This window comes from Pseudarthrobacter sp. ATCC 49987 (genome assembly GCF_009928425.1).
Taxonomy (GTDB): Bacteria; Actinomycetota; Actinomycetes; order Actinomycetales; family Micrococcaceae; genus Arthrobacter.
Map to the genome: position 1 here is coordinate 66,479 of NZ_JAABNS010000001.1, position 24,943 is coordinate 91,421.

The window sequence follows — 24,943 nt, forward strand, 5'->3', positions numbered from 1 at the left end:
GAAGCAACCACGCTGCCGGCGGCCGTCCGTGCTCCCGTCTGCAAAGTTTCTTCCTTAGCCCGTGCCATTTCCTTGCATTGGGTTTGTCCAGCACGCAATACTTGGCCAGACTGTTGCATGCCGCCCAACTTACGAAGGCTGGACCCATGGTTAGACGACTCATTTCCGGTGCGGCTGGCCAAGCTCTCACAGTTGGACTTGTCTCCTTCGTCCTGGCGCTGATAGGAATCGGCGGCTCTGACATCGGGGGTGATGAGGCTGTCAGTTGGTGGTCCTCTCAGCTGGAATGGACGTCACTGGCCCGGGTCCTGGGCCATCAGGACATGAACTTCGGTCCGTACTATGCGTTTCAACATGTGTGGACGCTGGTCTCGACCGATGTCTGGTGGATGCGCCTGCCTTCGGCGACCGGTGCCGCGGTGGCTGCCGCGGGGACGGCCGGGCTGGCCCGCTATCTCTTCAACGCCAAGGCTGGATGGCTGGCGGGGTTGCTTCTGGTCGTCTCCCTTTCCTGGGTTGCTTTCGCCCAGGAAATCCGTCCGTATTCGTGGGCCTTGGCGCTCGCCACGCTTGCTACCTGGGCTTTTGTGAGGCTCTGTGACCGGCCGGCCGGCCGGCTGACGGCTGTCTACCTCCTCCTCATGTTGTTGCTCCCGCTGGCGCACCTTTTTGCCGGCATGGTCGCAGGAGTCCATCTGCTCTACGCGCTCTCGCGCAGGGAATTCCGGTTGGCCGGCCTGGCGGCACTGGGCGTCCTGCCGAGCCTTGCTGTTGCAGTCATCGTTTCCGCACAGGTCAAGCAGGTTGCACAACTGGGCGTGCCGACGCCGCTGGCCGCTGTCCGCGAGTGGGTCGGACTGAACAGCGCGTGGTGGTATGTGCCGGTGGCACTACTTGCCGCGGCGTCGCTACTCCTGCATCGCCGACTGTCTGTTGGAACGGGGCGCAGCCGGGCTGATGTCATCCTTTTCGCAAGCTGGTGGATATTGCCGCCCTTGCTCCTGTGGGTCGCGACGGCGCTAATCACCCCTGTCTATGCGGCGCGTTACCTGCTGTGGACCTTGCCGGCCATCGTCATCCCGGCAGCAGGCCTATTGTCCGGGCTTATGGTCCGCGCGACGGGCCGCGTGGCCGTGGCGGTCGTGGTGTCCGGGCTGATTGTTGCCATGATTCCGGCTCAGGTCCAAGTGCGCAGTGGGTCCGGCCATTTCTGGGAACCTCAGTCGCTGGCAAACACCATCAAGTCAATGCGCGGTCCTTCCGACGCTTTGGTGGCACCTGACTACGGCGTGCGCTTCCCGGTTATGTACTATCTCCAGGACGTGGGCCTCCCTGAGCCTCTGGTGACGGTCCCGGCGCAGGAGGTCGGTACCTTCGATCCGAAAGTTGTCGCTGTCCAGAACGAGCCAGCACAGCTTGCTTCGTTTTCCCGGGTGTGGCTCCTGTCCAGGCCCGGGGAAATCCACAGGCTGCCTTCCGGTTTCTGCGCACAGGAATCGTGGACGTCTCGGTTCAACGTTGCAGCGCTCACCCTCGCTAACCGCTGCTGAAACTGCCGTCTGCCGGCTCAATCCCGCGCTACCCCCGCGCCGCTTCGCTGCACCTCCGGCTATCGCGGTAACGAACCCGGCGGGGGTCAGTGCCGCCGGGTCTTCTCCCCGGAAATCGGTGGGCACAGACCCGCATCCCGCCGTCCTCATCCCGAACCCTCCCGTCCAGGCTCCTGCGGCCAGGCTCCTCCGGGGCGGATCGGCGGTCCGTAGGACTCCGGCCCGGAGCCGTCGACGGGCGCGCAGGGGTGTGTACCGGGCCCCGGCCCCGCCGGATGATAGACTAAGGGAACTTGATGTGCAGTGATGCCCACTTTGGTCTTGAATGATCGGTCCGGTTCATCAACCGGTTCCCCTGCTGGATTCCTTCCGGATTCCGTTCAGGGAGTGGGATTTTTTCATGTGAGAGGCACATCCTGCGTCGATGAACGCGTTCTATTTGGTCCTGGCCGCCGGCTATTCCAGCAGCTGGCCGGTTGATCACCTGACTTTTCTTCGGCGAACCCCTGAGCCAACCGGCGCCGGGGGCCGATATCCGCACGGATACCGCCTGAAAGACCTTGAAACTTATGACTACTTTTGCTGCCCTTGGCACGCCCAAGGCCCTCGCTGACACCCTCACCGCACAGGGGATCGTGGAACCGTTCCCCATCCAGGTCAAGACCCTGCCTGACACCCTGGCCGGACGCGACGTCCTGGGCCGCGGCCGCACCGGCTCCGGCAAGACCATTGCCTTCGCCATCCCGCTTGTAGCACGACTCGCTGAGCGGGAAGCCAAGCATTTCCGCAAGCCCGGCCGCCCGATGGGCCTGGTCCTCGCGCCGACCCGTGAGCTGGCCACCCAGCTGAACGCGACCATCGAGCCGATGGCCACGGCCATGGGCCTGAACACGACCGTGATCTATGGCGGCATTTCCCAGGCCCGCCAGGAAAAGGCGCTGCGCGCCGGCGTCGACATCGTCATCGCCTGCCCGGGCCGCCTTGAGGACCTGATCCGCCAGCGCGTCCTGACCCTCGAAGGTGTCGAGATCACCGTCCTGGACGAGGCCGACCACATGGCCGACCTCGGCTTCCTCCCCGTGGTCAAGAAGCTCATGGACATGACCCCCAGCCAGGGCCAGCGCATGCTGTTCTCCGCCACCCTGGACAACGGCGTGGACAAGATCGTCCAGCGTTACCTGTCCAACCCGCTGACCCACGCTGTGGACGAATCACAGGCCGCGGTCACCACGATGGAGCACCACGTGCTCGTCGTCAACGACCAGACCGTCAAGAAGCAGCTGATCGTTGAGCTCGCTTCGGGTGCCGGCCGCCGGGTGCTCTTCCTGCGCACCAAGCACCACGCCCGCAAGCTTGCCAAGACCCTGACGGACGCCGGCATCCCCGCCGTCGACCTTCACGGCAACCTCTCGCAGAACGCCCGTGACCGCAACCTGGCCGAGTTCTCCTCCGGCGAGGTCCGCGTCCTGGTCGCGACCGACGTCGCCGCCCGCGGCGTCCACGTCGACGACGTCGAGCTGGTCATCCACGTGGATCCGCCCACGGAGCACAAGGCTTACCTGCACCGCTCGGGCCGCACCGCCCGCGCCGGTTCCGACGGCACCGTGGTCACGCTGACCCTGCCGGAGCAGCAGTCCGACGTCAAGAAGCTCATGAAGGCTGCCGGCGTCGACGTCAACTTCGAGCGCGTCACTGCCAACTCACCGCTGGTTGCCAAACTGGTGGGCGAAATGGCCGACAAGATCGATCCGCGCACCCGCGCCGCACTGCTGGCCGCCAAGTCCAACCAGGGCGGCGGCAGCTCCACCGGTGCCAACGCCGAGCGCAAGCGCGCCCGCCGCACCACCCAGGCTGCACCCACCGCGGGTGGCCGGGGCGGCCGTGGCGGACGTGGACGCGTCGGAGCTGAAGCTCCCCGCACCGATCTTCCCCGCGCCGAGCGCCGTGCTGTGGCCTACGAAGGCCAGGCGGCCGCGCGCAACGCCGCAGACCGCGTCATCGAGCGCAACGAGGACCGGCAGGATGCCGAGCGCGCCGAGCGCCGCAGCGTCCGCGCACGCTCAACCTCGTATGGCACTCACCGCAACGATGTTCCGGCTGCAGGCGGCCGCGCCTCGGCCGGCCGTGGTTCAGACGGACGCGCCTCAGAAGGGCGCAGCGACGCCCGGGGCGCTTCGGCTCCCCGCAGCGGCGCACCCCGCACCGGTGGCGCACCCCGTACGGGTGGCGCAACCGGTGGCCAGCGCGGCGGTCGCCCGGCAACGGGCCAGCGTGCAGCTGCCGGTGCCAAGACCGGCGGCGCCAAGACCGGCGCGAACTCGGCGGTGTGGTCCTCCAACACCGGCGGCACCTCGGGCGGATCCTACGCAGGCGGCGGCAATGGCCGCTCCAGCGAAGGCCGGCCGGCACGCAGTGGCGGCCCCCGCCGCGCGTCCGCACCGGCGTCGAACGAACGCCGCAGCCGCTAAGCCTTCGGGTTCTCGCTACGCAAAATAGCTCGCGCTACGCGAAGGGCCGGTCGCTACGGGTATACCCGCAGCGACCGGCCTTGGGCGCAGCGTAAGGCAGGAAGCGCAGCGCGAATCGCAAACTGCAGCGCAAAGCAGGAAGCGCAGCGCGAATCGCAAACCGCAGCGCCGGTTACCAGCCGCGGGCGCGCCACTCCTCAAGGTGCGGGCGTTCCGCGCCAAGGGTGGTCGGCTTCCCGTGGCCCGGGTGCACCACGGTGTCGTCCGGATATACCTCGAACAGCCGCTCGCTGACATCGCTGAGCAGCTGGGCGAACCGTTCGGGATCCTTCTGGGTGTTGCCCACGCCGCCGGGGAACAGCGAGTCCCCCGAGAAGATGTGCGCCGGGCCTTCAGGGTCCTGGTACACCAGCGCGATCGAGCCGGGGGTATGGCCGCGCAGGTGTACCGCCGTCACATCGAAGCCGTCGAAGTTGCCGACGTCCCCGTGATCCAGCAGCAAATCCACCGGCACGGGCAGCTCGGGGGCGTCATCCGTCCCGGCTGCCGTCTGCACCCCGGTGGCCGCCACCAGGGCCGGCAGCGCACGGACGTGGTCCCAGTGCTGGTGGGTGGTGGCAACCAGCGCCAGCTTCGGCGTCGCGGAGGTATCCGCGGCGGCGTCGGCAAGCAGCCCCTGGATGGCGGCCAGATCATCGGCCGCATCGATCAGGAGCTGCGCGCCGGAGGCCTTGGCCGTGAGCAGATACACGTTGTTGTCCATCTCGCTGACCGAAATCCGGCGGATGGTGATGTCACGTAACGAGTGAATGAGCGAGTCCATGGGCTTCAGTCTACGGATCCGCTATTCACGGCCCTGGGACACCCAGTTGGGGTTGGCAGAGCGGGAGCCGACTACCGCGTCCGCAGCGGCGTTGAGTTTCGACAGTTGCGCTGCGGTGAAGTCGAGTGCCAGCGCGCCAAGGTTTTCGTCGATCCGGTCCGCACGGCGGGTGCCGGGGATGGGGACCACGGGCAGTCCCAGCTTGCGGCCCTGCGCGAACAGCCAGGCCAGAGCCACCTGGGCAGGAGTTGCAGCCTGCCCGGCAGTAGACAGTTCAGCCGCGACTCCCTGCACAGCGGCGACCACGCCCTGGTTGGCGTCCATCGCCGCCTCGGCGAAACGCGGGATGTTGCGGCGGAAGTCGTTGCTGCCCAGCGTCGACGCGTCCACGGTGCCGGTGAGGAATCCCCGGCCCAGCGGCGAATACGGCACAAATCCCACCCCGAGCTCGGCCGCGGCTGGAACAACGTTGCGTTCCACATCGCGGCTCCAGATGGACCACTCGCTCTGGACTGCGGCGATCGGGTGGATGCTGCTGGCTTCACGCAGCTCCTCGGCCGTCACCTCAGACAGGCCAAGGTGCCGCACCTTGCCGGCCTGCACAAGCTCTGCCATGGCCTCCACGGTTTCCAGTATCGGAACGCGGAGGTCACGGCGGTGCATGTAGTACAGGTCGATGGTGTCGGTGCCCAGCCGCTGCAGGCTGCGGTCCACGGCCTGCCGCACATAAGCGGCGTCGCCGCGGATATCGGAGTAGCCGCTGGCCGGGCTGCCCACGAGCCCGAACTTGGTGGCCAGCTGCACTTCGCCGCGGCGTTCCTTGAGCAGCTGGGCAATCAATTCCTCGTTGCTGCCCCCGCCGTAGATGTCCGCCGTGTCGATGAAGCTGACGCCGGCATCCACCGCGTGGTGCAGCGTCCGCAGGGCCTCGGCCGGATCCACTTCCCCGTATACCGGGGTCAGGGCCATGCCGCCGAACCCCAGGGGGCTGACCGCGAGGCCGTCGCCGAGTTGGACTGTTGCTGCCGTCATCTGGGTCTCCATTCGTTGTTTCCTACCCGCAACCCGTGTCCGCTCCGGTGTATTCCAACGCTCCCGCCCAGTTGCTGCCAGCGGACAGGCCTGAGCCACGGCGTGTCGCCCCGGATTACCCCTCGGGGCACGCATTAACTGGGCGGGAGCGTCCGGGATGCCGCGGGTTCACCGGCCGGCAGCAGCTTTAGCCCGGCCGCGCAGCCCACAATGCCGGCGATCAACAGCAGTTTCAGGGGGCTGGCAGGTTCGACGCCGGTCGCCATCGCCCAGCCGACCGTCAGAGCCGCGCCGATCCCCACCCAGACGGCGTAGGCGGTGCCGAGCGGAATGCTCTTCACGGCCAGGCCCAGCCCCACCATGCTCAGGGACGCGGTCAGCGCGAACACGAGCGTGGGCAGCGGCCGGGTGAAGCCATCGGACAGCCCCAGGGCCGTGGCCCAGACCGCCTCCAGCACGGCGGAGACAAGCAGGATGAGCCATGCCAGCGTGGTTGCGGGCGCCTTCGCTGCTAATTTTGGCGTGCGGTTCGCTGCCATGCTCATGCCACCAGCTTCAGGCCGGCCACACAGGCCACGATCCCGCCAAGCAGCAGGATCCGTCCGGCGGTCGCGGGCTCAACCTTGGTGATCATGGCGTAGGCGGAGGTCAGCACCACGCCCACGCCCACCCAGACGGCGTAGGCGGTACCGGTCGGGATGGACTGCATGGCGACAGCGAGGCCGCCCGTACTCGCCAGTACGGAGACGAGGAAGACGGCTGCCGGCGCAATCCGGCGGCGGCCCGTGGCCTGCGAGGTCCGGTGCAGGGCGGCGGCCCACACGGCCTCCAGCGACCCGGACACGATGAGAATTAACCACGACATGACTGCTCCTGTGGCCAGTCTTGTCGCGTGCCGGGTACTGAACCGTCGTCCGGAGGCCGCGAAGAAGGCGGCCTTCATCCCAGCCTAGCAACGCCCCCGCAGGGAGGCGAACCTCCGCCGTGGGGTAGGCGGCGCACCACCCACCCGCCGCCTACCCACCATCGACTGCTCCGTAACGGCCGTTTTGAGGGTTCATAAGGGCAGTTACGGAGCAGTCGATGAGGGTTCGGCGGGGTCAGAGCGCCTCAGCCCCGCTCCAGATCCGGAACTTCCGGCCCACGGGAAACACGCTGCAGCCCTCCTCGGCGGCAGCGAGGTCTCCTGCGGCGATGTCCGGCGCCGCTGAAACGATGGCGCGGCCGTCGGCGTTAACCAGCGTGGCCCGGTCCCCGATCCGGCGCAGGGTCGGCAGGGCACCGCGCTCCAGCCGTTGCACGGTGACGTCCATCCCCACAATCCCGGAAACGGGGCCGTCCGCGCGGCAGAAGACCGGGTGCGTGAAGGTCAGGACGTATTCGTCGGTGCACAGGAAATCCACATACGGCCCGGTCACGTGGGCCTGTCCGGTGTCCACCGGGACGCGGAACCACTCGGATTTCACGTAGCGGCTGATGGAGTTGGGGCTGAAGTTCGCGAGGGCGTCCACATGCTCCAGCTCCTCACCCTGCCACCAAGCGATGTAGCTGCGTTCCGGCCTGAGCAGCCCGGCGTTGGCAAGGAAGCCTGCGCCGGCTATGTATCCGCCGGGAGTCCGGACCAGTTCTTCGACCGCCGGCCGGATGAGCTTGTCCACGGCGGTGCCGGTGACCTTGGTGGAGAGGGCCGCCAGGGCGGTGCCCGTTTCCGCCGCCCACGCCGCGAGCCTGTGCTCGATGCCGGTGATAGCGGCGTCGAGGTCCGCGGCTGCTTGCACGGTGGAGGTGTCCGGGGAAGCGGTGGCTTTAATCATCGGGGTCGCTGCCTTAGCTCGAAGGAACAGGGAATACTCAGTAGAGCTTGGACTGCTCGTTCAGCAGCCAGTCCGTCGTGGCGGCGACCAGCGCCTTCACTGCCGCTTCGGCGGCGGCCGGTTGGTGGGCCTCGACGGCGGCCGCGACGTCCTCGAGGAGTCCGGCGGTCGTCAGCCGGTAGCCGGAGTCGGCGCAGGGCAGCAGGGTGAGGGTGCCGAGGTCTGCCTGCAGGCGGATCAGCTCCCGCGCCAGCCGGGCCGAGCGGGCGATGGCGGCCACCTCAAGCAGGAACTCGGAGAGGGCCAGCCGCCAGTGCAACGGGTCCGCTTCCGCCGTCAGGATGAAGGACCGCAAGGTGGCCATGTCCGCGGCATCTGACCGCCGGGCCGCGACGCTGGCGCAGGCCGCGGCGATGGTCTGGTAGTGCAGCCCCAGGTCGCTGATCTGGAGCCTGGTCAGCTCCCGCAGCTGGTCCAGGGCGCGTTCCCGGGACGGCAGGACGTCGTCGGCGATGAAGCTGCCGCCGCTGCGGCCCCGGGCCGTGCGGATGATGCCCGACGTCCGCAGCTGCGACAGGGCCTCGCGGGCCGTCACCGCGGAGACGCCCAGCGCGGCGGCGAGCTCCGTCTCGTTGGGCAGCCGCTGCCCGCTCGTGAGCAGCCCGGTTTCCACTGCCTGTTCGATCCGGCCGCACACCTCGTCCACCAGGCCGCGGGACTTGATCGGCGTGAACACGGCCGCCAGGCTCCGGGAGGCGCCCTGCGGTGTCAGCAGCATCGGGCCTCCTGTCACTTTCCGGTGTCGATCCAGCATCCGGGGGAGGGCGCGGAGGGCTGCCCGCGCCCGGTAGCAGCCATCCTAATCCGGGCTTCTGCAGGGGTCTATACACAAAACCTATGGAGTAATAGTATTTGGCCCAGCAGCCTGTTGTGGCGCGGATCACACCCTGCTGTGTCGCATCTAAGACGATCCGGCAACGGAGTTAGGCGCACCCATGACCGAGACGCTCGCGGCCGGCCGGCCGACGGAAAAGGACGCGGTTCCGGCGATCCGCCTGCGCAAACTCACCAAGGTCTTCGGGGACACCGTCGCCGTCAACGCCGTGGACCTCGACATCCGCCAGGGCGAATTCTTCTCCATGCTTGGCCCGTCAGGATCCGGGAAAACCACGGTCCTGCGCCTGATCGCGGGCTTCGAGCTGCCCACCTCGGGAAGCGTCGAACTGGAGGGCAAGGACGTCACCGGCATGGCGCCGTTCGAACGTGACCTCAACACCGTCTTCCAGGACTATGCACTGTTCCCGCACATGTCCCTCATCGACAACGTTGCGTACGGGCTACGCGTGCGGGGGATGCCCCGGAAGGAACGCCACGAGCGGGCCCGCGAAGCACTGGAACGCGTGCAGCTGGGAAAGTTTGTCGGCCGCAAACCGGCCCAGCTCTCCGGCGGCCAGCGCCAGCGGGTGGCCCTGGCCCGGGCGCTGGTGGTGCAGCCCAAGGTCCTGCTGCTGGACGAGCCACTCGGCGCGCTGGACCTCAAGCTCCGGCAGCAGATGCAGGTGGAACTGAAGGAACTGCAGCGCTCGCTCGGCATCACCTTCATCTTCGTCACCCACGACCAGGAGGAAGCCCTGACCATGAGCGACCGGATCGGCGTGTTCAACAACGGCAGCCTGGAACAGATCGGCACCGCGCACGAGATCTACGAGCGCCCCGGCGGCGCGTTTGTGGCCAACTTCGTCGGGACCTCCAACATCTTCGACGCCGTCCACACCCAGAAGCTCTACGGCCGCGCGGAGCAGGTCTGCATCCGGCCCGAACGGCTGCGCCTGTCCTGGACGGCGGCCCCGGAACCGCGCGCCGGCGTCACCTCCTGCCCCGGAACCGTCACCTCGCTCGTCTACGTGGGGCACGCCACCCAGGTGCGGGTACAGCTCGACGACGGTCCCGCCGTCGTCGTCCTGGCGCCGGAGTCGCTTCCCGGCGGCGACGCGGAACTGCTGGACCGGCGCGTCACGGTGAGCTGGGACGACGACGCCGCCGTCTGGCTGCCGTCGCACGGTTCCTGAAACGCACGTTCGCGTACAAAGACTGGATCTGATTCACCCCTGCAACGAAAGGTAAGGATCATGGCATCAAGGAACAGGGCCTCCCTCGTAGTCGGGGTGGCCGCGGCGGCAGCCCTCGCACTGGCGGGCTGCGGCACCACCGGCGGGGGATCGGCCACGCCGTCCGCGCAGCCGGTCAAGTCCGAAATCGGCCCGGGCGAAGGGCAGCTCTCCATCCTCGCCTGGCCCGGCTACGTCGAGGACGGAAGCAACGACCCCGCCGTCGACTGGGTGACCCCCTTCGAAACCGAGACCAAATGCAAGGTCAGCTTCAAGCCCTTTGGCACCTCGGACGAAGCCGTGACCTTGATGCGCACCGGCCAGTATGACGTCGTTTCGGCCTCCGGCGACGCCTCCCTGCGGCTGATTGCCGGCAACAACGTGGAGCCCGTCAACATGAGCCTGCTGAAAAACTACGCCGACGTGTACCCCTTCCTGAAGGACAAGGCCTGGAATACGGTGGACGGCAAGAACTACGGGATGCCGCACGGCTGGGGCGCCAATCTGCTGATGTACTCCGTGGATGCCGTCACCCCGGCACCCACTTCCTGGGGCGCCGTGTTCGACGACGCCGCCAAGCACAGCGGCAAGGTCACGGCCTACGATTCGCCGATCTACATTGCCGACGCCGCCGTGTATCTGATGGCCCACAAGCCGGAGCTTGGCATCAAGAACCCCTATGCGCTGGACAAGGACCAGCTCGCCGCCTCGGTTAACCTGTTGAAAGAGCAGCGCAAGCACATCGGCGAGTACTGGAGCGACGTCGTCAAGGAGGTCCAGGCCTTCGCCAGCGGCAGCACGGTGGTCGGCACCACCTGGCAGGTGGGCGCGAACATCGCCGTCGCGGACGGGGCCAACGTGAAGACCCTGCTCCCCGAAGAGGGCGCCACGGGCTGGTCGGACACCTGGATGATCAATTCGGAGTCCAAGAACAAGAACTGCGCCTACATGTGGCTCGACTACATCGCCAGCCCCAAGGCCAATGCTGCCGTGGCGGAGTACTTCGGCGAATCGCCGGCCAACCCCAAGGCCTGCGACCTCACCGCGGACAAGTCGCACTGCGAGACCTACCATTCCGGTGATGAGGCCTACGCGAAGCAGATCTGGTACTGGACTACGCCGGTGGCCGGATGCCTGGACGGCCGCAAGGACGTCAAGTGCACGGATTACTCGGAGTGGACGAAGGCCTGGACCGAAATTAAGGGCTGAGATGGCGCTCCGGACGCAGCACCCGGCCCCAGGGCCACCCCCGGCCGCTTCCACCGTGCCCCGGCCCAAAGCCAACAAGGTCTCGGCGCTGCTTCACCGCTCGCCCAGGCTGCGGCTGGCGGGGCTCATCACTGCCCCCGCCGGCTGGCTGGTGCTCGTCTACATTGCCGCCCTGGCGGCGCTGCTGATCACCGCGTTCTGGACCGTGGACACCTTCACCGGGAAGGTCTCCACGGACTGGACCACCGAAAACGTGGTGACGGTCCTGACTGACCCGGTCTACCAGCGGATCACCCTGCGGACGCTGTGGATCGCGATCGCGGTGACCCTGATCGACCTGGTCCTCGCGCTGCCCATGGCGTTCTTCATCGCCAAGGTGGCCAGTGCCCGGTGGCAGAAGCTGCTGGTCGTGGCCGTCCTCATGCCGTTGTGGGCGAGCTACCTGGTCAAGGCGTACGCGTGGCGGAACGTGCTCGCCGACGGCGGGCTGCTGGAGTGGTTGGGGGCGCCGATCGGGCTGGAGTCCCCGGGATACGGCGAAACGGCCGTGATCCTGACGCTGTCCTACATCTGGCTGCCGTTTATGATCCTGCCGATCTACGCAGGGTTCGACCGGGTCCCCGATTCGCTGCTGGAAGCCTCCAGCGACCTGGGCGCGAAGCCCCTGACCACCGTGCGCCTGGTGGTGTTCCCGCTGCTGGTCCCCTCCATCATTGCCGGGACGATCTTCACGTTCTCGCTCTCACTCGGGGACTACATCACCGCCCAGATCGTTGGGGGCACCACCCAGATGCTCGGCACCGTGGTCTACGCGAACGTCGGAGCCGCGAACAACCTGCCGTTCGCCGCCGCCGTCTCGCTGGTCCCGATCGCGATCATCACGCTCTATCTCTTCATCGTCCGCCGCACCGGCGCACTCAACAGCCTGTGAACCCCGGACAGTCAGGAGCACCATGAGACTTTCCCGAAGCGCCAAAGCCATCCTCGGCGTCGTCACCGCACTGGTGTTCCTCTTCATCTATACGCCGCTGCTGCTGGTCGTAGTCAACTCCTTCAACGCGGACCGGACCTTCGGCTGGCCACCGCGGGGGCTGACCCTGGAGTGGTGGGCGCGGGCGCTCGACTCCACCGGCGTCCGCGAGGCCCTGGTGTCCTCGCTCTGGGTGGCGGCGGTCTCGACGATCATTTCGCTGGCGCTGGGGACGCTCCTGGCGCTGGCACTGCTGCGCTACCAATTCTTCGGCCGGGACGTCATCAGCCTGCTCGTGATCCTGCCGATCGCGCTGCCCGGGATCGTCACCGGCATCGCCCTGAACAACATGTTCACCACCATCCTGGGTGTTTCGCTGAGCCTGTGGACGGTCGTGATCGCGCACGCCACCTTCTGCATGGTGACGGTCTTCAACAACGTCATTGCCCGGCTGCGCCGGATGCAGGGCGGTCTGGAGGAGGCCTCCGCCGATCTGGGGGCCGGCGTGTTCACCACGTTCCGGCTGGTCACGTTCCCGCAGCTCCGCTCGGCGCTGCTGGCCGGCGGCCTGCTGGCCTTCGCCCTCAGTTTCGATGAGATCATCGTGACCACATTCACTATCGGCGCCGGGGACACCACCCTGCCGATCTGGATCCTGCAGAACCTCTTCCGGCCCAACCAGGCCCCGGTGGTCAACGTGGTGGCCGTCGTCCTGATCGTCGTCTCGATTGTGCCGATCTGGCTCGCGCAGCGGCTGTCGGAGGACTCGGTGGGGATCGGCGCGGCGCGAGTGAAGGCTAAGGAGGGCTAGTCCGCGACGGGGTCGATCGACACGACGGCCAGGAAGCCGCGGCCCAGGATCTCGGGGGAGGCAGTGTCGGAACCGACGACGGCGTCATAGCGGTCCAGCGCCTGCGGCTCGGCGCCAGGCCCGGCGCTTGGCCCGCCGCTTGGCCTGGCGCCGGCGGCGCCCCCGGGGCTGACCGCCGCCTGGCCCTGCAGCAGGATCCCTAGCTGGTCCTCGAACACGGGGTGCGCCCGCTTCTTCGAGAGTTCGATGATGGAGGTGTAGCCCTTAAACGCTCCGCGGCGGGTGATGACATTCAGGTCGCGGATGTCGCCCGTCGGCAGTGCCCCGGCCGCGGCAGCGTCGCCGGAGAACCGGAACGGGCGGTACTTCTCCACCGGGTGCTCGGCGCCGTCGACGCTCAGCAGTAACAGCTCGCCTTCAACCACGGTGAGCACGCGGTCCATGCCGGGAAACGCCGAAAACTCGCCCGCTTTGGACATCTCGGCGATGCTCACCCGCCAGTCCCAGCCGCTCGCCGAAGCGGTGCTGTCCGTACTGGTGCCGTCCTGACGGGCGGTTGCCGCGGGATGGCTGGCCACTTCGCGGGTCACCCCGCCGCCGTTGCGCCAGGGTTGGGCTTTCAGCTCGGCATAGCGGATGATCTCCATCCCTCCACCCTATCCGCCGGCCGGGAACCTAGTCGCGGGGCCGCGCCCCTGCCCATAGCGCCGAGGTCCGACTTCGCGCCGAGGTCCGACTTGGCGCCCATGTTCCGGACAAACATGGGCGCCAAATCTCACCTCGGGGGCAGGTGAGGCGCCGGGGTACCACTGTCCTTGCTAACGTCGGAGGCAGAAAACACAGGAACAACTGCAAAAGGAGCCGAATGTTCGTCAAGGTATGCGGGCTCAGCACACCGGAGTCGGTCCGGACCGCCGCGGAGTCCGGGGCGGACGCCGTCGGCTTTGTCCTGACCCGCAGCCCCCGCGAAGTGACTCCCGCGCAGGCCCGGGGACTCCTGGCCCACGTCCCGGCCTGGCTCCCCGCCGTCGGGGTCTTCCGGCACGAAGCCGCGGCGGACGCCGTCGCCGTGGCCCGCGACGCCGGGCTGGAATGGGTCCAGCTCCACGGCGACCGCACCCAGGAAGACGTGCGCACCGTGCACGACGCCGGACTGAAGCTGATCCGGGCCGTCACCATGTCCGCCGCACCCGGGGCGTTCGCGGACTGGGGCGAGGACCTGCTCCTGATCGACGCCGCCGTCCCCGGCTCCGGCGAGGCCTGGGACTACGCCTCGGTCCGCGCCAAGGGGCTGGACGGGCGCAACTGGCTCCTGGCCGGCGGGCTGGATCCGGCCAACGTCGCCGGTGCGGCCTCCGAGGCAGGCGCCTGGGGTGTGGACGTCTCCTCCGGCGTCGAATCCTCCCGCGGGGTGAAGGACCTGGCCAAAATCCGGGACTTCGTGACGGCGGCCAAGTCCCCGGCAACCAAGCCCTGAGCGCGGCCGCAGGAATGCCGCCGGACCGCACCGTGTTGCCCCTGACATGAAGCGCATCGGATTTTTGTCCTTTGGACACTGGGGGCCCGGGGAGGGCTCCCGCACCCGGACCGCCCGCGACGCCCTGCTGCAGGGCATCGAACTGGCCGTCGCCGCCGAGGAGCTCGGCGTGGACGGCGCGTACTTCCGCGTGCACCACTTTGCCCGGCAGCAGGCCTCCCCGTTCCCGCTGCTGGCCGCCGTCGCCGCCCGGACCAGCCGGATCGAAACGGGGACCGGCGTGATCGACATGCGCTACGAGAACCCGCTGTACATGGCCGAGGAAGCGGCCGCGACGGACCTGATCAGCGGCGGGCGGCTGCAGCTGGGGATCAGCCGCGGTTCACCCGAACCCGCCCGCGACGGCGCCGCGGCCTTTGGCCATGTGCCCGCTGACGGCGAGACCGATGCGGACATGGCCCGGAGGCACACGGCGGTGTTCCGCCGCGCCATATCGGGTGCCGGGATGGCGGAGGCCGAGCCGCGCTACGCCGGCGGCGGATCCGGGATGCTGCCCGTCCAGCCCCATTCCGCTGGCCTCGGCCGGCGGATCTGGTGGGGCGCCGGGTCGCGCGCTACCGCCGTCTGGACCGCGGAGCAGGGCATGAACCTGATGAGCTCCACGCTGCTCACCGAGGACACTGGGGTGCCGTTCGACCAGCTCCAGGCCGAACAGATCAGCATGTTCCGCCAGGCTTGGGCCGACGCCGGCCATCAACACGAGCCGCGCGTATCGGTCAGCCGCAGCGTCCTGCCGATCGTCGACGATGAGGACCGGCGGTACTTCGGCCTCAGCGCCCTGCGGGAAAAGCGCGACCAGGTCGGCGTGATCGACGGCCTGGTGGCCCGCTTCGGACGGAGCTACGTCGGCGCCCCCGACGCCATTGCCGGGGAGCTCGCCGCCGACGCCGCCGTCCAGGCCGCCGACACCCTGCTGCTCACCGTCCCCAACCAGCTCGGCGTGGACTTCAACGCCAAGCTGCTGGGCACCGTCGTCCGGCACATCGCACCGGCGATCGGCTGGGCGCCGCAGCCGGCGGCCTAACCCCGGGGGTTGTAGCCATCGCGCGGTGCGTAGCCGGCCGGGTTCCGAAAGAGGCTAGCCGCGCCGCGGCGGCGTGGCTAGCATGGCTCCTTGGGGGAGTACCCCGATGACCCGGCGGGCCCGGCCCGCCACCCGCGAAGGAGATCGTTGTGACACTGCCCCAAGGTTTGACCCCCGGCGTCTGGACACTGGACATGTCCCACAGCGAAGTCGGCTTCAGCGTCCGCCATGCCGGCATCAGCAAGGTCCGGGGCCGCTTCAATGAAGCCGCGGCGGAGGCGCGTGTCGGCGACTCCCTCGCGGACGCCAGCCTGCATGCCAGCATCAAAACGGCCAGCTTTGACTCCGGCGACGCCAACCGGGACGCGCACGTCCGCGGCGCTGACTTCTTCGACGTCGAAAAGTACCCGGAGATGACCTTCCGTGCCACCGGGATCAGGGGCGACGGCGAGGACTACGTCCTGACCGGCGACCTCACCATCCGCGACGTCACCAAGCCGGTGGACCTGGAAGTCGAGTTCACCGGCATCGCGGTGGACCCGTTCGGCGCCACCCGCGCGGGGTTCAGCGCGGAGACGGACATCAGCCGCAAGGAATTCGGCCTGACCTGGAACGCCGCGCTCGAGGCCGGCGGGCTGCTGGTCAGCGACAAGGTCAAGATCAGTGTCGAAGCGGCCATGGTGAAGCAGGCCTAGAAGAGCAGCAGCACGAAGCCGCCGACCGTCGACAGGATCCCCACCCCGGTGAGGATCCAGCCAAGAGTCCAGGCCGCATTATCGTGCTTTGGCGGGGTAACCCCCCATCGCGACGGGTGGCACACGTCGTAGAAGAGCTCGACGTCGGTGCCCACCACCAGGCCGCCCGACTCGGCCGCCGGCAGCAGGGACCGGTGGTCGGCGTCGTGGTGGTCCGTCCAGCTGTAGCCGGTGAACCCGCCGGCGCTGATCACCTTGCCGGTGGTCCCGGCCCACTGGCACCGGCGCCGCCGGGCGATCCAGCCCCACACCAGCAGCGGCAGGCCCAGAACGAAACCCACCCACGTCATGACTTCGAGAATGGGGCCGAGCAGGTCCCCGATAGTTGTCATCTGCGTCTCCCAGCGATCAGGGCAAGCTTCAGGAGTGCAGGCATGGTCCAAGTATTATGCCCTTCCGTGCGTTCGCAAAGCTATGCGCTGTCCGTCCGGGTCACCGGACGAATTTCAGGAATTGTTCAGGGTGAACCCCTAGGCCGGATCGGTCTCCGGCGGGGGAGAATGGTCCCATGAAGACACTGCTTAATATCATCTGGCTGCTCTTTGGCGGACTCTGGCTCGCGCTCGGCTACTTCGTGGCCGGGATCATCTGCTGTCTGCTGGTCGTCACCATCCCGTGGGGGCTCGCGTCGTTCCGGATCGCGAACTATGCGCTGTGGCCCTTCGGGCGCACCGTGGTGGACCGCCCGGGCGGCACGGGCGTGTTCGCGCTGCTGGGAAACGTCATCTGGCTGCTCGTTGCCGGCATCTGGATCGCGATCGGCCACGTGGTCACCGCGTTCGCGATGGCCATCACCATCGTCGGCATCCCGCTGGCCATCGCCAACCTCAAGCTCATCCCGGTCTCGCTCATGCCGCTCGGCAAACAGATCGTCCCGAGTGACAAGCCCTTTGTGACGACCTACAACAAGTCCTACCGCTAGCCCGTCTTAGAGGAGGAGTCCGAAATGTCCGAGGACGTCACCGCCGTTCCAGCCCCGTCCGGCCAGGGAGAAACCCCCACTCCGCCCGAAGACCTCATGCTGGTCATTACGCGCGAATTCCAGGCACCCATTACCCGGGTGTGGTCCGCCCTGACGGACCCCGACCAGGCCCCGGCGTGGTGGGGGCCCCGCGGTTTCCACACTCCCCGGGAAAGCATCGACGCGGACCTGGAAATCGGCGGCCTCTACCGGGCCTGCATGGTCCAGGACAGCACCGGCAAGGAACACTGGTGGAGCGGCGTCCACACGGACATCGAACCGCCCAACCTCTTCGTCTTCACCCATGCCTGGGACAAACCGGACGGCACCCGGGGCTTCGAGACCGAGGTGACCTTCCAGCTGGAAGCGATCGACGGCGGCACCCGGATGACGTTCTTCCAGGGCCCCTTCGACACGATCGACAACCGCGACGGCCAGGGCGTCGGCTGGCGCGAGTCCTTCGACCGCCTCGCCGACCACCTCCGCCGGGGCGCCTGACTTTCTGTGGACTGAGGCGTCCCGCTTATCCGAGCTCGCCCTGCAGGTTCCGCCGCGCCGCCTCCAGCCAGAGGTCCCGGCCCCGCGGGGTGTGGAAGAGCGGGTCCAGCTGCAGGAGCTGGCGGACGACGGCGGCGCGCCCGGCGGCGAAGTCGTCGTCGCCGATGTGCGCAAAATCCTGCCGGACGGCGGCCAGATACCGGGAGTAGGCTGCCGGTTCGCCGCCCAGCACGGAGAGGTCGGCGTCGCTGAGCAACGCGGCGGCCCCGTCGCCCGGCACCGGCCGGTGGTCGGCCGTCATCCGCACCAGGCGGGCCACCTCGTCCACCTCGGCCGCGGGGAGGCCGGCATGGGCCAGCCGGTCCTCGGCGAGCCGGGCCGACTCTTCCTCGTCCTGGCCCGCGATCCCGCGGTAGACGGCGTCGTGGAACCAGGCGGCGAGCAGCACGGTGCGGGGCGGGTCGGCAGGTCCGGTGAGGAGGTCCAGGGCCTCCAGGACCGCCAGCAGATGGGTGCGGCCGTGGTACTTCCGGTGCTCCTCGCCCCAGCGGTCCAGCAGGTCCAGGAAGAGTGCGTCGTGGCCCGGGAGGACGTCGTTCCAGCGGGTCAGCAGGGGGAGCTTGAGTGAACTGCTGCGCCGCCGGGCCGGGATCCGCAGCCCGCTGGCGATCAGTTTGCGGACCAGGATCCGGCCCTCCACCGGGACGGCCCCGGCCGCCACGAGGGTACTGTACCGGGCTTCGGCGACGTCGTAGTGGTCGCCGTCGAACGCTCTATCCGGGATGCCGGCCGCCGCCGCGAAGGCGTGCAGCTCCGCCAGCGAGGTGTCCGAGATCAGGTGCGAGAAGTGAGTTCCATGCGCCGGCCAGAGCGGGGGATCAAGGTAGATGGCCATGCAGGAAGTCTAATCCGGCGGCGCATCAGCCCTGGCTGGCGTCAACGGCCGCGGTGTCGGACTGCTCTTCCTTCCAGGTCCGTGCACGCTGTGGCTTGGAGCGCACCCCTTCGCCCCTTTCGTTCAACCGGGTCTCATGCTCGGCCTCCGCGATGGCCTCCGGGGTGATGTCATCCCCGGAGTTCCAGGCCTTGATCGCGGCCCAGCCCACCGCCACGAGGGGAACGGCCAGGATCGCACCGATGATGCCGGCGAGGATGGTGCCAGCGGTGAGGGCCAGCAGGATGACGAGGGCATGCACGTTGAGCGCCTGGCCCATCACCACCGGCTGCAGGAAGTTGCCCTCCAGCTGGTTGACGACGATCACGACGATGATGACGATCAGGGCCGCGAACGGGCCGTTGGCGACAAGGGCGACAAGCGCGGCGAGGATGCCGGCCAGGGTGGCGCCGATCAGTGGGATGAAGGCTCCGATGAAGGTCAGTGCGGCGAGCGGCAGTGCGAGCGGAACGCCCATGACAACCAGCGCGAGGCCGATGAAAAACGCGTCCACCAGGGCCACGATGGAGGTTCCGCGCACGTAGCCGCCGAGCACGTTGAGGCTTCGCTCCCCCGCGCGGCGTGCCTTCACCAGGTTCCTGCCTTTGAACGCCCGCAGCACAAAGGCCCAGATGCTCTCGCCGTCCTTCAGGAAGAAGAACAGGATCACCGCCATCAGGAGGGCGCCGGTGATGAAGTTGCCGGCCGCGCTGAGCCCGGAGATGGCGCCCGCGCCAACGGTGCTGCTGGTGGCGAAGTCAACGACGGCGTCGCGCGCCTGCTGGATCTGCTGGTCATCGACGGGGATGGGGCCCGTGCGGATGAAGGCGTAGACCCGGTCGAAGCCCTCCGTGGCCTTGCTGGCCAGCTGGTCGGCCTGACTCATGACGGCGAAGACGATTCCGGTGATGACCGCACCGAACGCGAGCAGGAGCACGAGGAAGGACACTGTGGTGGCGGCGGTGCTGGGCCAGCCCCGGCGGCGCAGCCAGTGGACGAAGGGTGCGATCGCGGCGGCGAGGATGAGGGCCAGCAGTGCGGGAATCACCACGAGGCGCACCTGGATCAGGGCGTAGACCACCACCACTGACAGGACCAGCAGCAGGAGGACCTGAGCGGTCCTGATGCTGGCGCGGCCCAGGCTGTCGCCCCAGGGTGTTGTCTTTTCCGGACTGCCCATGCTGTGTTTCTCTCCCACTGTCGGATGGTCATGCTACTTACCAACCGTCTCACAGCCGGAGGGTGCAAGCCCGGGGGACTGGCCCGGTTATCAGGAAGCGGCGGGCCGGATATTCTGGTTGCCGCGGAACGTGTTCTCCGGATCGAAGTCCCGTTTCACCCGGGCCAGCCGGTTGTAGTTCTCCTCGCCGAAGGCCGCCCGGACCCGGTCCTGGCCTTCGTCGCCGACGAAGTTCAGCCAGACGCCGCCCGTGGCATAGGGGGAGATGTCCTGGCGGAACTTTTTCACCCAGGCCTTCGCCACCTGGCCGCCTTCCGGTGTTTCCTCCAGCCCGAACGGGTGCGAGACCCACTTGGCGTTGCGGTTCTGCAAAGGTGTCTGGGCGGCCGCCGGCCCCGCCACCGCCCCGCCCCAGCTGGCAACCAGAAGTTGGGAGTGGGGGCCCGGCAGGTTCTGCGCTGACTCCACGAGCACGTCCAGGGCGGGGTCCGGCAACTCGTCGTGATAGTCGGCGCTCCAGTAGTTGTACAGGTTTGGCGGGTCGTCGATCATGCACTGGAAATCGGCATAGTTCATTTCGCTGACGAGATCCACGGCCGGGCCCAGGTCCCGGAACGGCGCAGCGTGTTCCGCAGCGTCGTCGGGGTCTCCCGCGTGGAGATACGCGAGCCCCACTGCTTGTTTCCCCACCATCCCGGCTGGAACGAACGGCTCGGGCGGTGCCGTCAGGAAGACCAGGGCGGTGCCCACGGCATGCGAGGCCGTGTTCCTGCGTGGCACGGTCGAACTCGCCCCACGTCACGCCGACTCCCACCGTCACGGTCTTGTTGTCCCGGTCCACCGAGATTGACTTCATTGGCCGGACGTCAACTACCAAACCATCGTCATTGGTCGACATACCGGCAACGGAATGCCCGCCCGCGCGGACGGCAACGGCCAGGCTGTTGTCCTTGGCATGCTGCAGGGCCTCGGCCACCTCGCCCGGGTCCGCACATTGGGCGATGACGGCCGGGCGCCGGTCGATCATCGCGTTGAAAAGTTTGCGTGTTTCGTCGCAGTCCGGGTTCTCCGGCCTGACCCATTTGATGGCGCTGCTCCTTGGGCGACCGAGGCTCCACCCCTCGCAAAGATTTTAGGTCCAATGGCGGCGACCAAGCTACGGGAATCGGTATGGAGAAGCTGCCGGGTGGGCTTCTGCGGTTTCGAGTTTGCGCCCAAATACCAGCTCCAGATCCGTAGATGCGGGTTAGAGTGTCCCTATGCCTAATATTCGCGTTTCCGAGGCGGCCCGGCTGCTGGGCGTCAGTGATGACACCATCCGGCGCTGGACCGAGAACGGAAGCCTGACCCCGCACAAGGACGACGCCGGGCGCCTCGCCGTGGACGGGCTGGAACTCGCGCGGCTCGCCCGGGAGCAGGCCCAGCTTCCCGATGACCCGGCCAGGGCGGGCAGCTCGGCCCGCAACCGTTTCGTCGGCCTCGTCACCGCGATCACCGCCGACACCGTCATGGCCCAGGTGGAACTGCAGTGCGGGCCGTTCCGGGTGGTGTCCCTGATGAGCAGCGAGGCCGTGCGGGACCTCGGCCTGGAGCTCGGCTCGGTCGCCACCGCCGTCGTCAAGGCCACGACGGTGATCATTGAGACCCCCAAAGGCAAGGGCGTCATATGATCCCCGCGTTCAGGGCGGCCGCCCTGCTGGCGGCGGGAATCGTTGCCGCCGGTCTGGCGGGCTGCGCCGCGCCTGCCGGAAACGGCGGCGCCGGCAAGACCCTCACCGTCTTCGCCGCGGCGTCCCTCAAGGCACCCTTCACGGCGCTCGCCGAGCAGTTCGAGACCAGGAACCCGGGAACCACGGTGACGCTCAGCTTCGCCGGGTCCTCCGATTTGGCCACCCAGATCAGCCAGGGCGCACCGGTGGACGTGTTTGCCTCCGCCGACACCAGGAACATGGCCAAGCTCTCCGACGCCGCGCTTGTGGAAGGATCGTCCCGGGACTTCGCCACCAACGTGCTGACCATCGCCGTGCCCCGGGCCAATCCGGCGTCGATCGGCTCTTTCGCCGACCTCGCCGGGCCCGGGGTGAAGGTTGTGATGTGCGCCGCCCAGGTTCCCTGCGGCGCCGCCGCGACGACGGTCGAGAAGGAAACCGGCATCACCCTGACGCCGGTGAGTGAGGAATCGTCTGTCACCGATGTCCTGGGCAAAGTCATTTCGGGAGAGGCCGACGCCGGGCTGGTCTACGTCACGGACGTCCGGACAGCCGGGGGCAAGGTGAAGGAAGTCCCGTTCGCCGAGGCGGCCAAGGCCGTCAACACCTACCCGATCGCCGCGGTACGGACGGCCAGGAACAAGGACCTGGCGGCCGCCTTCATTGCAACGGTCACGGGCCCCGAGGGCCAGAAACTCCTCAGTGCCGCCGGCTTCGGAACCCCGTAGCGCCGCATGAGACGCCGACGGGACAGCGCCTACACCGGGATCCCACGCTGGGTCATGGCCATCGCCGCCGCCGGGGCGCTGTTTGTGCTGCTGCCGCTCGCGGCCATGGTTGCCCGGGTCAACTGGCCACAGTTCATCCCCCTGGTCACCTCCGAATCGTCCCTCACGGCCCTGGGCCTGAGCCTCCGCACCGCCGCCGCGAGCACAGTCCTGTGCGTGCTCTTCGGGGTGCCGCTGGCGCTGGTGCTGGCCCGCGGCGACTTCCCGGGCCAGCGGCTGCTGCGTTCGTTCGTCCTGCTGCCGCTCGTCCTTCCCCCGGTCGTGGGTGGCATCGCGCTGCTCTACGCCTTCGGCCGCCAGGGCCTCCTGGGCCGGAGCCTCGAAATCGCCGGCATCCAGATCGCGTTCTCGACGACGGCGGTGGTCCTCGCCCAGACGTTCGTGGCCCTGCCGTTCCTCGTGGTCAGCCTCGAAGGCGCCCTCCGTTCGGCCGGAAGCCGCTACGAGGCCGTCGCCGCAACCCTCGGCGCGCGCCCCACCACCGTGCTGCGCCGCGTCACCCTGCCGCTGGTCCTGCCGGGGCTCGCCTCCGGGGCCGTGCTGTCCTTCGCCAGGAGCCTGGGTGAATTCGGCGCCACGCTCACGTTCGCCGGGAGCCTGCAGGGAGTCACCCGCACGCTTCCGCTGGAAATCTACCTGCAGCGCGAGACCGACGCCGACTCCGCCGTCGCGCTGTCCCTGCTGCTGGTCGTGGTGGCGGTCGTCGTCGTCGGGCTCTCCTACCGCGGCCCGGGGCCTGCCGGGTCCGGCAGCAAGGCGGCCATCGGTGCGGGCACACCGGGGCAGGTCTCGGCATGACGTTCACGCTCGACGCCGCCGTCGCCGCCCGCCGCTTTGAGGTCTCGCTGAGCCTGGCGCCGGGCGAGACCGTTGCCGTGCTCGGCCCGAACGGGGCCGGAAAATCCACCCTGCTCGGTGTGATCGCGGGGCTGCTCCGCCCGGACACCGGCCGGGCCGAGGTGAACGGCCGGGTGCTGTTCGACCTTGCCGGGGAAGTGCACACCTGGACTCCGCCGCACCGCCGCGGAACCGCCCTGCTGTCCCAAGACCCCCTGCTGTTTCCGCACCTGAGCGCGCTCGAGAACGTGGCCTTCGGGCCCCGGAGCGCGGGGGTACCCAAGCGTGAGGCCCGGGAGACCGCCCGGCGCTGGCTGGCCGAGGTCGATGCCGCCGACCTCGCCGACCGGCGGCCGGGGGACATGTCCGGCGGTCAGGCGCAGCGCGTGGCGGCGGCACGGGCCCTGGCCGTGAATCCGGAGGTACTGCTGCTGGACGAGCCCCTGTCCGCCCTGGACATCCATGCGGCTCCGCTGCTGCGGCGGCTGCTCAAGCGGGTGCTGGCCGGGCGGCGTGCCATCATCGTCACCCACGACGTCCTGGATGCCTACATGCTCGCGGACCGGGTGATCGTGATGGAGGAGGGCCGGATCACCGAGGACGGCCCCACCCGTGAGGTCCTCCGGCGGCCGCGCAGCCGCTTCGCCGCGGGGCTGGCCGGGCTGAACCTCGTCTCGGGAACCGTGACGTCCGCCGGGATCCGGACGGCCGAGGGCCTGGAGCTTGTCGGTCAGCACGACGCGCCGCTGGTTGCCGGGCAGGCCGGCGTGGCTGCGTTCCCGCCGTCGGCCGTGTCAGTGTTCCTGAGCGAGGCGCACGGCAGTCCGCGGAACTCGTTCCGCGTCACAGTCACGGACCTTGAGCCGCACGGCGACCAGATCCGGGTTCGCGCCGGCGAGCTGTCCGCGGACGTGACCCCGGCCGCCTCCGCGGACCTGGGTCTCGCGCCGGGCCTGGGCGTCTACTTCGTGGTCAAGGCTGCGGCGGTGTCGATCTACCCGGCGTGACGGCGTCAAAAAGGTATCCGGCCATTCCCGCGGCGCCAATTTTTCCATGACGCGCGAAAGGGCTGGCGCACCGGGTATTCCCCTGTCGGTAGCGTTCGAGCGCGTCACGGACGCGAAACCGCGTCGCAGGTAGGAATGCGCGTCACGGACGCGAAGCCGCGTACCGGGCCGGGCAGGCTAGCCGCGGTCCTTGCGGACCGGGTGCTGGCTGACGATCGAGACCCGGTTGAACGCGTTCATGGTGATCACCAGCCAGCTGACGGCGGAGAACTCCCCGTCCGTGAGGTGTTTCCTGGCGGCGGCGCCCTCGTGCTCGCGGGCGGTGGCGTCCGAGATGTTGGTGATGGCCTCGGCCAGGGTCAGGGCAGCGCGTTCCTTCTCGGTGAAGAGGCCGGTGTCCCGCCAGGCCGGGAGGACGGCAAGGCGCTGGGCGGATTCACCGTTCTTTACGGCGTCGCCCACGTGCAGGTCCAGGCAGTACGCGCAGCCGTTGATCTGCGAGATGCGGACATTCAGCAGCTCGATCAAGGTCCGGTCAATGCCGGCCTCTTCCGCGGCCTCCTTGGCTTTCAGGCCGAGTCCGTTCAGGGCCCGCCACGCGGCCGGGTGCTCCTTGTCCAGGAAGACGGATCGGGTGGTGTGCTGCGTAGGCGCTGTCTCATCCATGGTCAAAAGACTACCCACGAGAAACACCAGAACAACTACGTGATAATTTTGTCACATGTGTGACAAGATGCAGATATAGCGAAATACCCTGCAGGAGCGGTTCCTTCGACCGCTCCACGGAGTTGGTCCGCCGACATCGGACCAGCCCCCATCATTCGACGGTCGGCTCCTTGGGGGAGCCGACCGTCGAGATGGTTTAACGGGTTGGCGGGCCCGCCAGGGAGGACATGCCCAGTCCTGGGCCTCGCGACTGGGCATGTTG

General features: G+C 68.2%; 27 protein-coding genes, 1 pseudogene and 1 riboswitch. Of the genes and pseudogenes, 15 read left to right on the plus strand and 13 right to left on the minus strand.

Annotation, left to right across the window (positions count from 1 at the left end):
* The first annotated feature begins 146 nt into the window (after positions 1-146).
* Together GXK59_RS00295 and GXK59_RS00300 are read left to right on the plus strand one after the other, a co-directional pair.
* Entirely contained in the window at positions 147-1,550 is a 1,404-nt protein-coding gene (locus GXK59_RS00295) for a glycosyltransferase family 39 protein (protein WP_160663401.1), read from the plus strand.
* 569 nt (positions 1,551-2,119) lie between these two features.
* The gene (locus GXK59_RS00300) at positions 2,120-4,018 is read left to right on the plus strand and encodes a DEAD/DEAH box helicase (RefSeq protein ID WP_160663403.1); all 1,899 of its coding nucleotides are present in this window, start codon (positions 2,120-2,122) and stop codon (positions 4,016-4,018) included.
* Between the two features lie 172 nt (positions 4,019-4,190).
* Here the strand turns inward: GXK59_RS00300 and GXK59_RS00305 are convergent, their stop codons facing one another.
* The 6 genes from GXK59_RS00305 to GXK59_RS00330 form a co-directional block, all read right to left on the minus strand.
* The gene (locus GXK59_RS00305) at positions 4,191-4,841 is read right to left on the minus strand and encodes an MBL fold metallo-hydrolase (RefSeq protein ID WP_160663405.1); all 651 of its coding nucleotides are present in this window, start codon (positions 4,839-4,841) and stop codon (positions 4,191-4,193) included.
* Between the two features lie 21 nt (positions 4,842-4,862).
* Positions 4,863-5,873: an aldo/keto reductase gene (locus GXK59_RS00310; RefSeq protein ID WP_237393713.1), complete on the minus strand. Its 1,011-nt coding sequence runs from the start codon at positions 5,871-5,873 to the stop codon at positions 4,863-4,865.
* Positions 5,874-6,007: 134 nt separating this feature from the next.
* The gene (locus GXK59_RS00315) at positions 6,008-6,412 is read right to left on the minus strand and encodes a DMT family transporter (RefSeq protein ID WP_160668905.1); all 405 of its coding nucleotides are present in this window, start codon (positions 6,410-6,412) and stop codon (positions 6,008-6,010) included.
* Between the two features lie 2 nt (positions 6,413-6,414).
* Positions 6,415-6,738 (minus strand): DMT family transporter, encoded by a 324-nt coding sequence (locus tag GXK59_RS00320; RefSeq protein WP_160663409.1) that lies wholly within the window; start codon positions 6,736-6,738, stop codon positions 6,415-6,417.
* Positions 6,739-6,747: 9 nt separating this feature from the next.
* Positions 6,748-6,815, minus strand: a riboswitch (guanidine-III (ykkC-III) riboswitch).
* Positions 6,816-6,973: 158 nt separating this feature from the next.
* On the minus strand, positions 6,974-7,687 hold the full coding sequence (locus tag GXK59_RS00325; protein WP_160663411.1) for a cache domain-containing protein: 714 nt from the start codon (positions 7,685-7,687) through the stop codon (positions 6,974-6,976).
* Between the two features lie 37 nt (positions 7,688-7,724).
* Complete coding sequence (locus GXK59_RS00330) at positions 7,725-8,465, minus strand: FadR/GntR family transcriptional regulator (protein WP_160663413.1); 741 nt, start codon at positions 8,463-8,465, stop codon at positions 7,725-7,727.
* A 217-nt stretch (positions 8,466-8,682) separates the two neighbouring features.
* On the opposite strand from GXK59_RS00330, the gene GXK59_RS00335 reads away from it, so the two are divergent.
* From GXK59_RS00335 to GXK59_RS00350, 4 genes are read left to right on the plus strand one after another with little or no spacing between them, the layout of a single operon-like run.
* A complete protein-coding gene (locus GXK59_RS00335; protein ID WP_160663414.1) occupies positions 8,683-9,756 on the plus strand; it encodes an ABC transporter ATP-binding protein in 1,074 nt (357 codons plus the stop codon).
* 60 nt (positions 9,757-9,816) lie between these two features.
* Complete coding sequence (locus GXK59_RS00340) at positions 9,817-11,004, plus strand: ABC transporter substrate-binding protein (RefSeq protein ID WP_024365356.1); 1,188 nt, start codon at positions 9,817-9,819, stop codon at positions 11,002-11,004.
* A gap of 55 nt (positions 11,005-11,059) precedes the next feature.
* Entirely contained in the window at positions 11,060-11,935 is an 876-nt protein-coding gene (locus GXK59_RS00345; protein ID WP_237393714.1) for an ABC transporter permease, read from the plus strand.
* Between the two features lie 22 nt (positions 11,936-11,957).
* A complete protein-coding gene (locus GXK59_RS00350; RefSeq protein ID WP_160663418.1) occupies positions 11,958-12,785 on the plus strand; it encodes an ABC transporter permease in 828 nt (275 codons plus the stop codon).
* On the opposite strand, the gene GXK59_RS00355 is transcribed toward GXK59_RS00350, so the two are convergent.
* Positions 12,782-13,432 carry a HutD/Ves family protein gene (locus tag GXK59_RS00355; RefSeq protein WP_160663420.1) on the minus strand — a complete coding sequence of 217 codons (651 nt, stop codon included), beginning with the start codon at positions 13,430-13,432 and terminating at the stop codon, positions 12,782-12,784. The genes GXK59_RS00350 and GXK59_RS00355 overlap by 4 nt on opposite strands.
* Positions 13,433-13,650: 218 nt before the next feature.
* Between GXK59_RS00355 and GXK59_RS00360 the strand changes: the two genes are divergently transcribed.
* The 3 genes from GXK59_RS00360 (at position 13,651) to GXK59_RS00370 (ending at position 16,041) form a co-directional block, all read left to right on the plus strand.
* Positions 13,651-14,262, plus strand: coding sequence for a phosphoribosylanthranilate isomerase (locus GXK59_RS00360; RefSeq protein ID WP_160663422.1), 612 nt, complete (start codon positions 13,651-13,653; stop codon positions 14,260-14,262).
* A 46-nt stretch (positions 14,263-14,308) separates the two neighbouring features.
* A complete protein-coding gene (locus GXK59_RS00365; RefSeq protein ID WP_160663424.1) occupies positions 14,309-15,346 on the plus strand; it encodes an LLM class flavin-dependent oxidoreductase in 1,038 nt (345 codons plus the stop codon).
* Between the two features lie 149 nt (positions 15,347-15,495).
* Positions 15,496-16,041: a YceI family protein gene (locus tag GXK59_RS00370; protein WP_160663426.1), complete on the plus strand. Its 546-nt coding sequence runs from the start codon at positions 15,496-15,498 to the stop codon at positions 16,039-16,041.
* Here the strand turns inward: GXK59_RS00370 and GXK59_RS00375 are convergent.
* Positions 16,038-16,433: a hypothetical protein gene (locus GXK59_RS00375; RefSeq protein WP_160663428.1), complete on the minus strand. Its 396-nt coding sequence runs from the start codon at positions 16,431-16,433 to the stop codon at positions 16,038-16,040. The genes GXK59_RS00370 and GXK59_RS00375 overlap by 4 nt on opposite strands.
* A gap of 176 nt (positions 16,434-16,609) precedes the next feature.
* On the opposite strand from GXK59_RS00375, the gene GXK59_RS00380 reads away from it, so the two are divergent.
* Both GXK59_RS00380 and GXK59_RS00385 read left to right on the plus strand, forming a co-directional pair.
* Entirely contained in the window at positions 16,610-17,023 is a 414-nt protein-coding gene (locus GXK59_RS00380) for a YccF domain-containing protein (protein WP_024365363.1), read from the plus strand.
* Positions 17,024-17,047: 24 nt separating this feature from the next.
* A complete protein-coding gene (locus tag GXK59_RS00385; RefSeq protein ID WP_160663430.1) occupies positions 17,048-17,560 on the plus strand; it encodes an SRPBCC family protein in 513 nt (170 codons plus the stop codon).
* 25 nt (positions 17,561-17,585) lie between these two features.
* Here GXK59_RS00385 and GXK59_RS00390 read toward each other — a convergent pair whose 3' ends face one another.
* From GXK59_RS00390 to GXK59_RS20535, 4 genes and pseudogenes are all read right to left on the minus strand, one after another.
* On the minus strand, positions 17,586-18,455 hold the full coding sequence (locus GXK59_RS00390; RefSeq protein ID WP_160663432.1) for a DUF4031 domain-containing protein: 870 nt from the start codon (positions 18,453-18,455) through the stop codon (positions 17,586-17,588).
* Positions 18,456-18,480: 25 nt separating this feature from the next.
* Positions 18,481-19,674 carry an AI-2E family transporter gene (locus tag GXK59_RS00395; RefSeq protein ID WP_160663434.1) on the minus strand — a complete coding sequence of 398 codons (1,194 nt, stop codon included), beginning with the start codon at positions 19,672-19,674 and terminating at the stop codon, positions 18,481-18,483.
* Between the two features lie 90 nt (positions 19,675-19,764).
* Complete coding sequence (locus GXK59_RS00400) at positions 19,765-20,454, minus strand: BBE domain-containing protein (protein WP_237393715.1); 690 nt, start codon at positions 20,452-20,454, stop codon at positions 19,765-19,767.
* Positions 20,455-20,482: 28 nt separating this feature from the next.
* A pseudogene (locus GXK59_RS20535) lies at positions 20,483-20,701 on the minus strand (FAD-binding oxidoreductase); the annotation flags it as partial.
* Positions 20,702-20,933: 232 nt separating this feature from the next.
* On the opposite strand from GXK59_RS20535, the gene GXK59_RS00405 reads away from it, so the two are divergent.
* Genes GXK59_RS00405 through GXK59_RS00420 form a run of 4 tightly spaced genes read left to right on the plus strand, consistent with a single transcriptional unit; the run spans position 20,934 to position 24,015 of the window.
* Positions 20,934-21,344 carry a TOBE domain-containing protein gene (locus GXK59_RS00405; RefSeq protein ID WP_160663436.1) on the plus strand — a complete coding sequence of 137 codons (411 nt, stop codon included), beginning with the start codon at positions 20,934-20,936 and terminating at the stop codon, positions 21,342-21,344.
* Positions 21,341-22,111, plus strand: coding sequence for a molybdate ABC transporter substrate-binding protein (gene modA, locus GXK59_RS00410; protein WP_160663438.1), 771 nt, complete (start codon positions 21,341-21,343; stop codon positions 22,109-22,111). Before GXK59_RS00405 ends, modA begins: the two co-directional genes overlap by 4 nt.
* Before the next feature lie 6 nt (positions 22,112-22,117).
* The gene (locus GXK59_RS00415; RefSeq protein ID WP_160663440.1) at positions 22,118-22,969 is read left to right on the plus strand and encodes an ABC transporter permease; all 852 of its coding nucleotides are present in this window, start codon (positions 22,118-22,120) and stop codon (positions 22,967-22,969) included.
* On the plus strand, positions 22,966-24,015 hold the full coding sequence (locus GXK59_RS00420; RefSeq protein ID WP_160663442.1) for a sulfate/molybdate ABC transporter ATP-binding protein: 1,050 nt from the start codon (positions 22,966-22,968) through the stop codon (positions 24,013-24,015). Before GXK59_RS00415 ends, GXK59_RS00420 begins: the two co-directional genes overlap by 4 nt.
* A 177-nt stretch (positions 24,016-24,192) precedes the next feature.
* Here GXK59_RS00420 and GXK59_RS00425 read toward each other — a convergent pair whose 3' ends face one another.
* Positions 24,193-24,681: a carboxymuconolactone decarboxylase family protein gene (locus GXK59_RS00425; protein ID WP_160663444.1), complete on the minus strand. Its 489-nt coding sequence runs from the start codon at positions 24,679-24,681 to the stop codon at positions 24,193-24,195.
* Positions 24,682-24,943 lie beyond the last annotated feature (262 nt).

Bases quoted from the DNA above. Each gene is read 5' to 3' on its own strand.
- GXK59_RS00295 (WP_160663401.1), top strand. From the start codon at position 147: ATGGTTAGACGACTCATTTCCGGTGCGGCTGGCCAAGCTCTCACAGTT.
- GXK59_RS00300 (WP_160663403.1), top strand. From the start codon at position 2,120: ATGACTACTTTTGCTGCCCTTGGCACGCCCAAGGCCCTCGCTGACACC.
- GXK59_RS00305 (WP_160663405.1), bottom strand. From the start codon at position 4,841: ATGGACTCGCTCATTCACTCGTTACGTGACATCACCATCCGCCGGATT.
- GXK59_RS00310 (WP_237393713.1), bottom strand. From the start codon at position 5,873: ATGACGGCAGCAACAGTCCAACTCGGCGACGGCCTCGCGGTCAGCCCC.
- GXK59_RS00315 (WP_160668905.1), bottom strand. From the start codon at position 6,412: ATGGCAGCGAACCGCACGCCAAAATTAGCAGCGAAGGCGCCCGCAACC.
- GXK59_RS00320 (WP_160663409.1), bottom strand. From the start codon at position 6,738: ATGTCGTGGTTAATTCTCATCGTGTCCGGGTCGCTGGAGGCCGTGTGG.
- GXK59_RS00325 (WP_160663411.1), bottom strand. From the start codon at position 7,687: ATGATTAAAGCCACCGCTTCCCCGGACACCTCCACCGTGCAAGCAGCC.
- GXK59_RS00330 (WP_160663413.1), bottom strand. From the start codon at position 8,465: ATGCTGCTGACACCGCAGGGCGCCTCCCGGAGCCTGGCGGCCGTGTTC.
- GXK59_RS00335 (WP_160663414.1), top strand. From the start codon at position 8,683: ATGACCGAGACGCTCGCGGCCGGCCGGCCGACGGAAAAGGACGCGGTT.
- GXK59_RS00340 (WP_024365356.1), top strand. From the start codon at position 9,817: ATGGCATCAAGGAACAGGGCCTCCCTCGTAGTCGGGGTGGCCGCGGCG.
- GXK59_RS00350 (WP_160663418.1), top strand. From the start codon at position 11,958: ATGAGACTTTCCCGAAGCGCCAAAGCCATCCTCGGCGTCGTCACCGCA.
- GXK59_RS00355 (WP_160663420.1), bottom strand. From the start codon at position 13,432: ATGGAGATCATCCGCTATGCCGAGCTGAAAGCCCAACCCTGGCGCAAC.
- GXK59_RS00360 (WP_160663422.1), top strand. From the start codon at position 13,651: ATGTTCGTCAAGGTATGCGGGCTCAGCACACCGGAGTCGGTCCGGACC.
- GXK59_RS00365 (WP_160663424.1), top strand. From the start codon at position 14,309: ATGAAGCGCATCGGATTTTTGTCCTTTGGACACTGGGGGCCCGGGGAG.
- GXK59_RS00375 (WP_160663428.1), bottom strand. From the start codon at position 16,433: ATGACAACTATCGGGGACCTGCTCGGCCCCATTCTCGAAGTCATGACG.
- GXK59_RS00380 (WP_024365363.1), top strand. From the start codon at position 16,610: ATGAAGACACTGCTTAATATCATCTGGCTGCTCTTTGGCGGACTCTGG.
- GXK59_RS00385 (WP_160663430.1), top strand. From the start codon at position 17,048: ATGTCCGAGGACGTCACCGCCGTTCCAGCCCCGTCCGGCCAGGGAGAA.
- GXK59_RS00390 (WP_160663432.1), bottom strand. From the start codon at position 18,455: ATGGCCATCTACCTTGATCCCCCGCTCTGGCCGGCGCATGGAACTCAC.
- GXK59_RS00395 (WP_160663434.1), bottom strand. From the start codon at position 19,674: ATGGGCAGTCCGGAAAAGACAACACCCTGGGGCGACAGCCTGGGCCGC.
- GXK59_RS00405 (WP_160663436.1), top strand. From the start codon at position 20,934: ATGCCTAATATTCGCGTTTCCGAGGCGGCCCGGCTGCTGGGCGTCAGT.
- modA (WP_160663438.1), top strand. From the start codon at position 21,341: ATGATCCCCGCGTTCAGGGCGGCCGCCCTGCTGGCGGCGGGAATCGTT.
- GXK59_RS00415 (WP_160663440.1), top strand. From the start codon at position 22,118: ATGAGACGCCGACGGGACAGCGCCTACACCGGGATCCCACGCTGGGTC.
- GXK59_RS00420 (WP_160663442.1), top strand. From the start codon at position 22,966: ATGACGTTCACGCTCGACGCCGCCGTCGCCGCCCGCCGCTTTGAGGTC.
- GXK59_RS00425 (WP_160663444.1), bottom strand. From the start codon at position 24,681: ATGGATGAGACAGCGCCTACGCAGCACACCACCCGATCCGTCTTCCTG.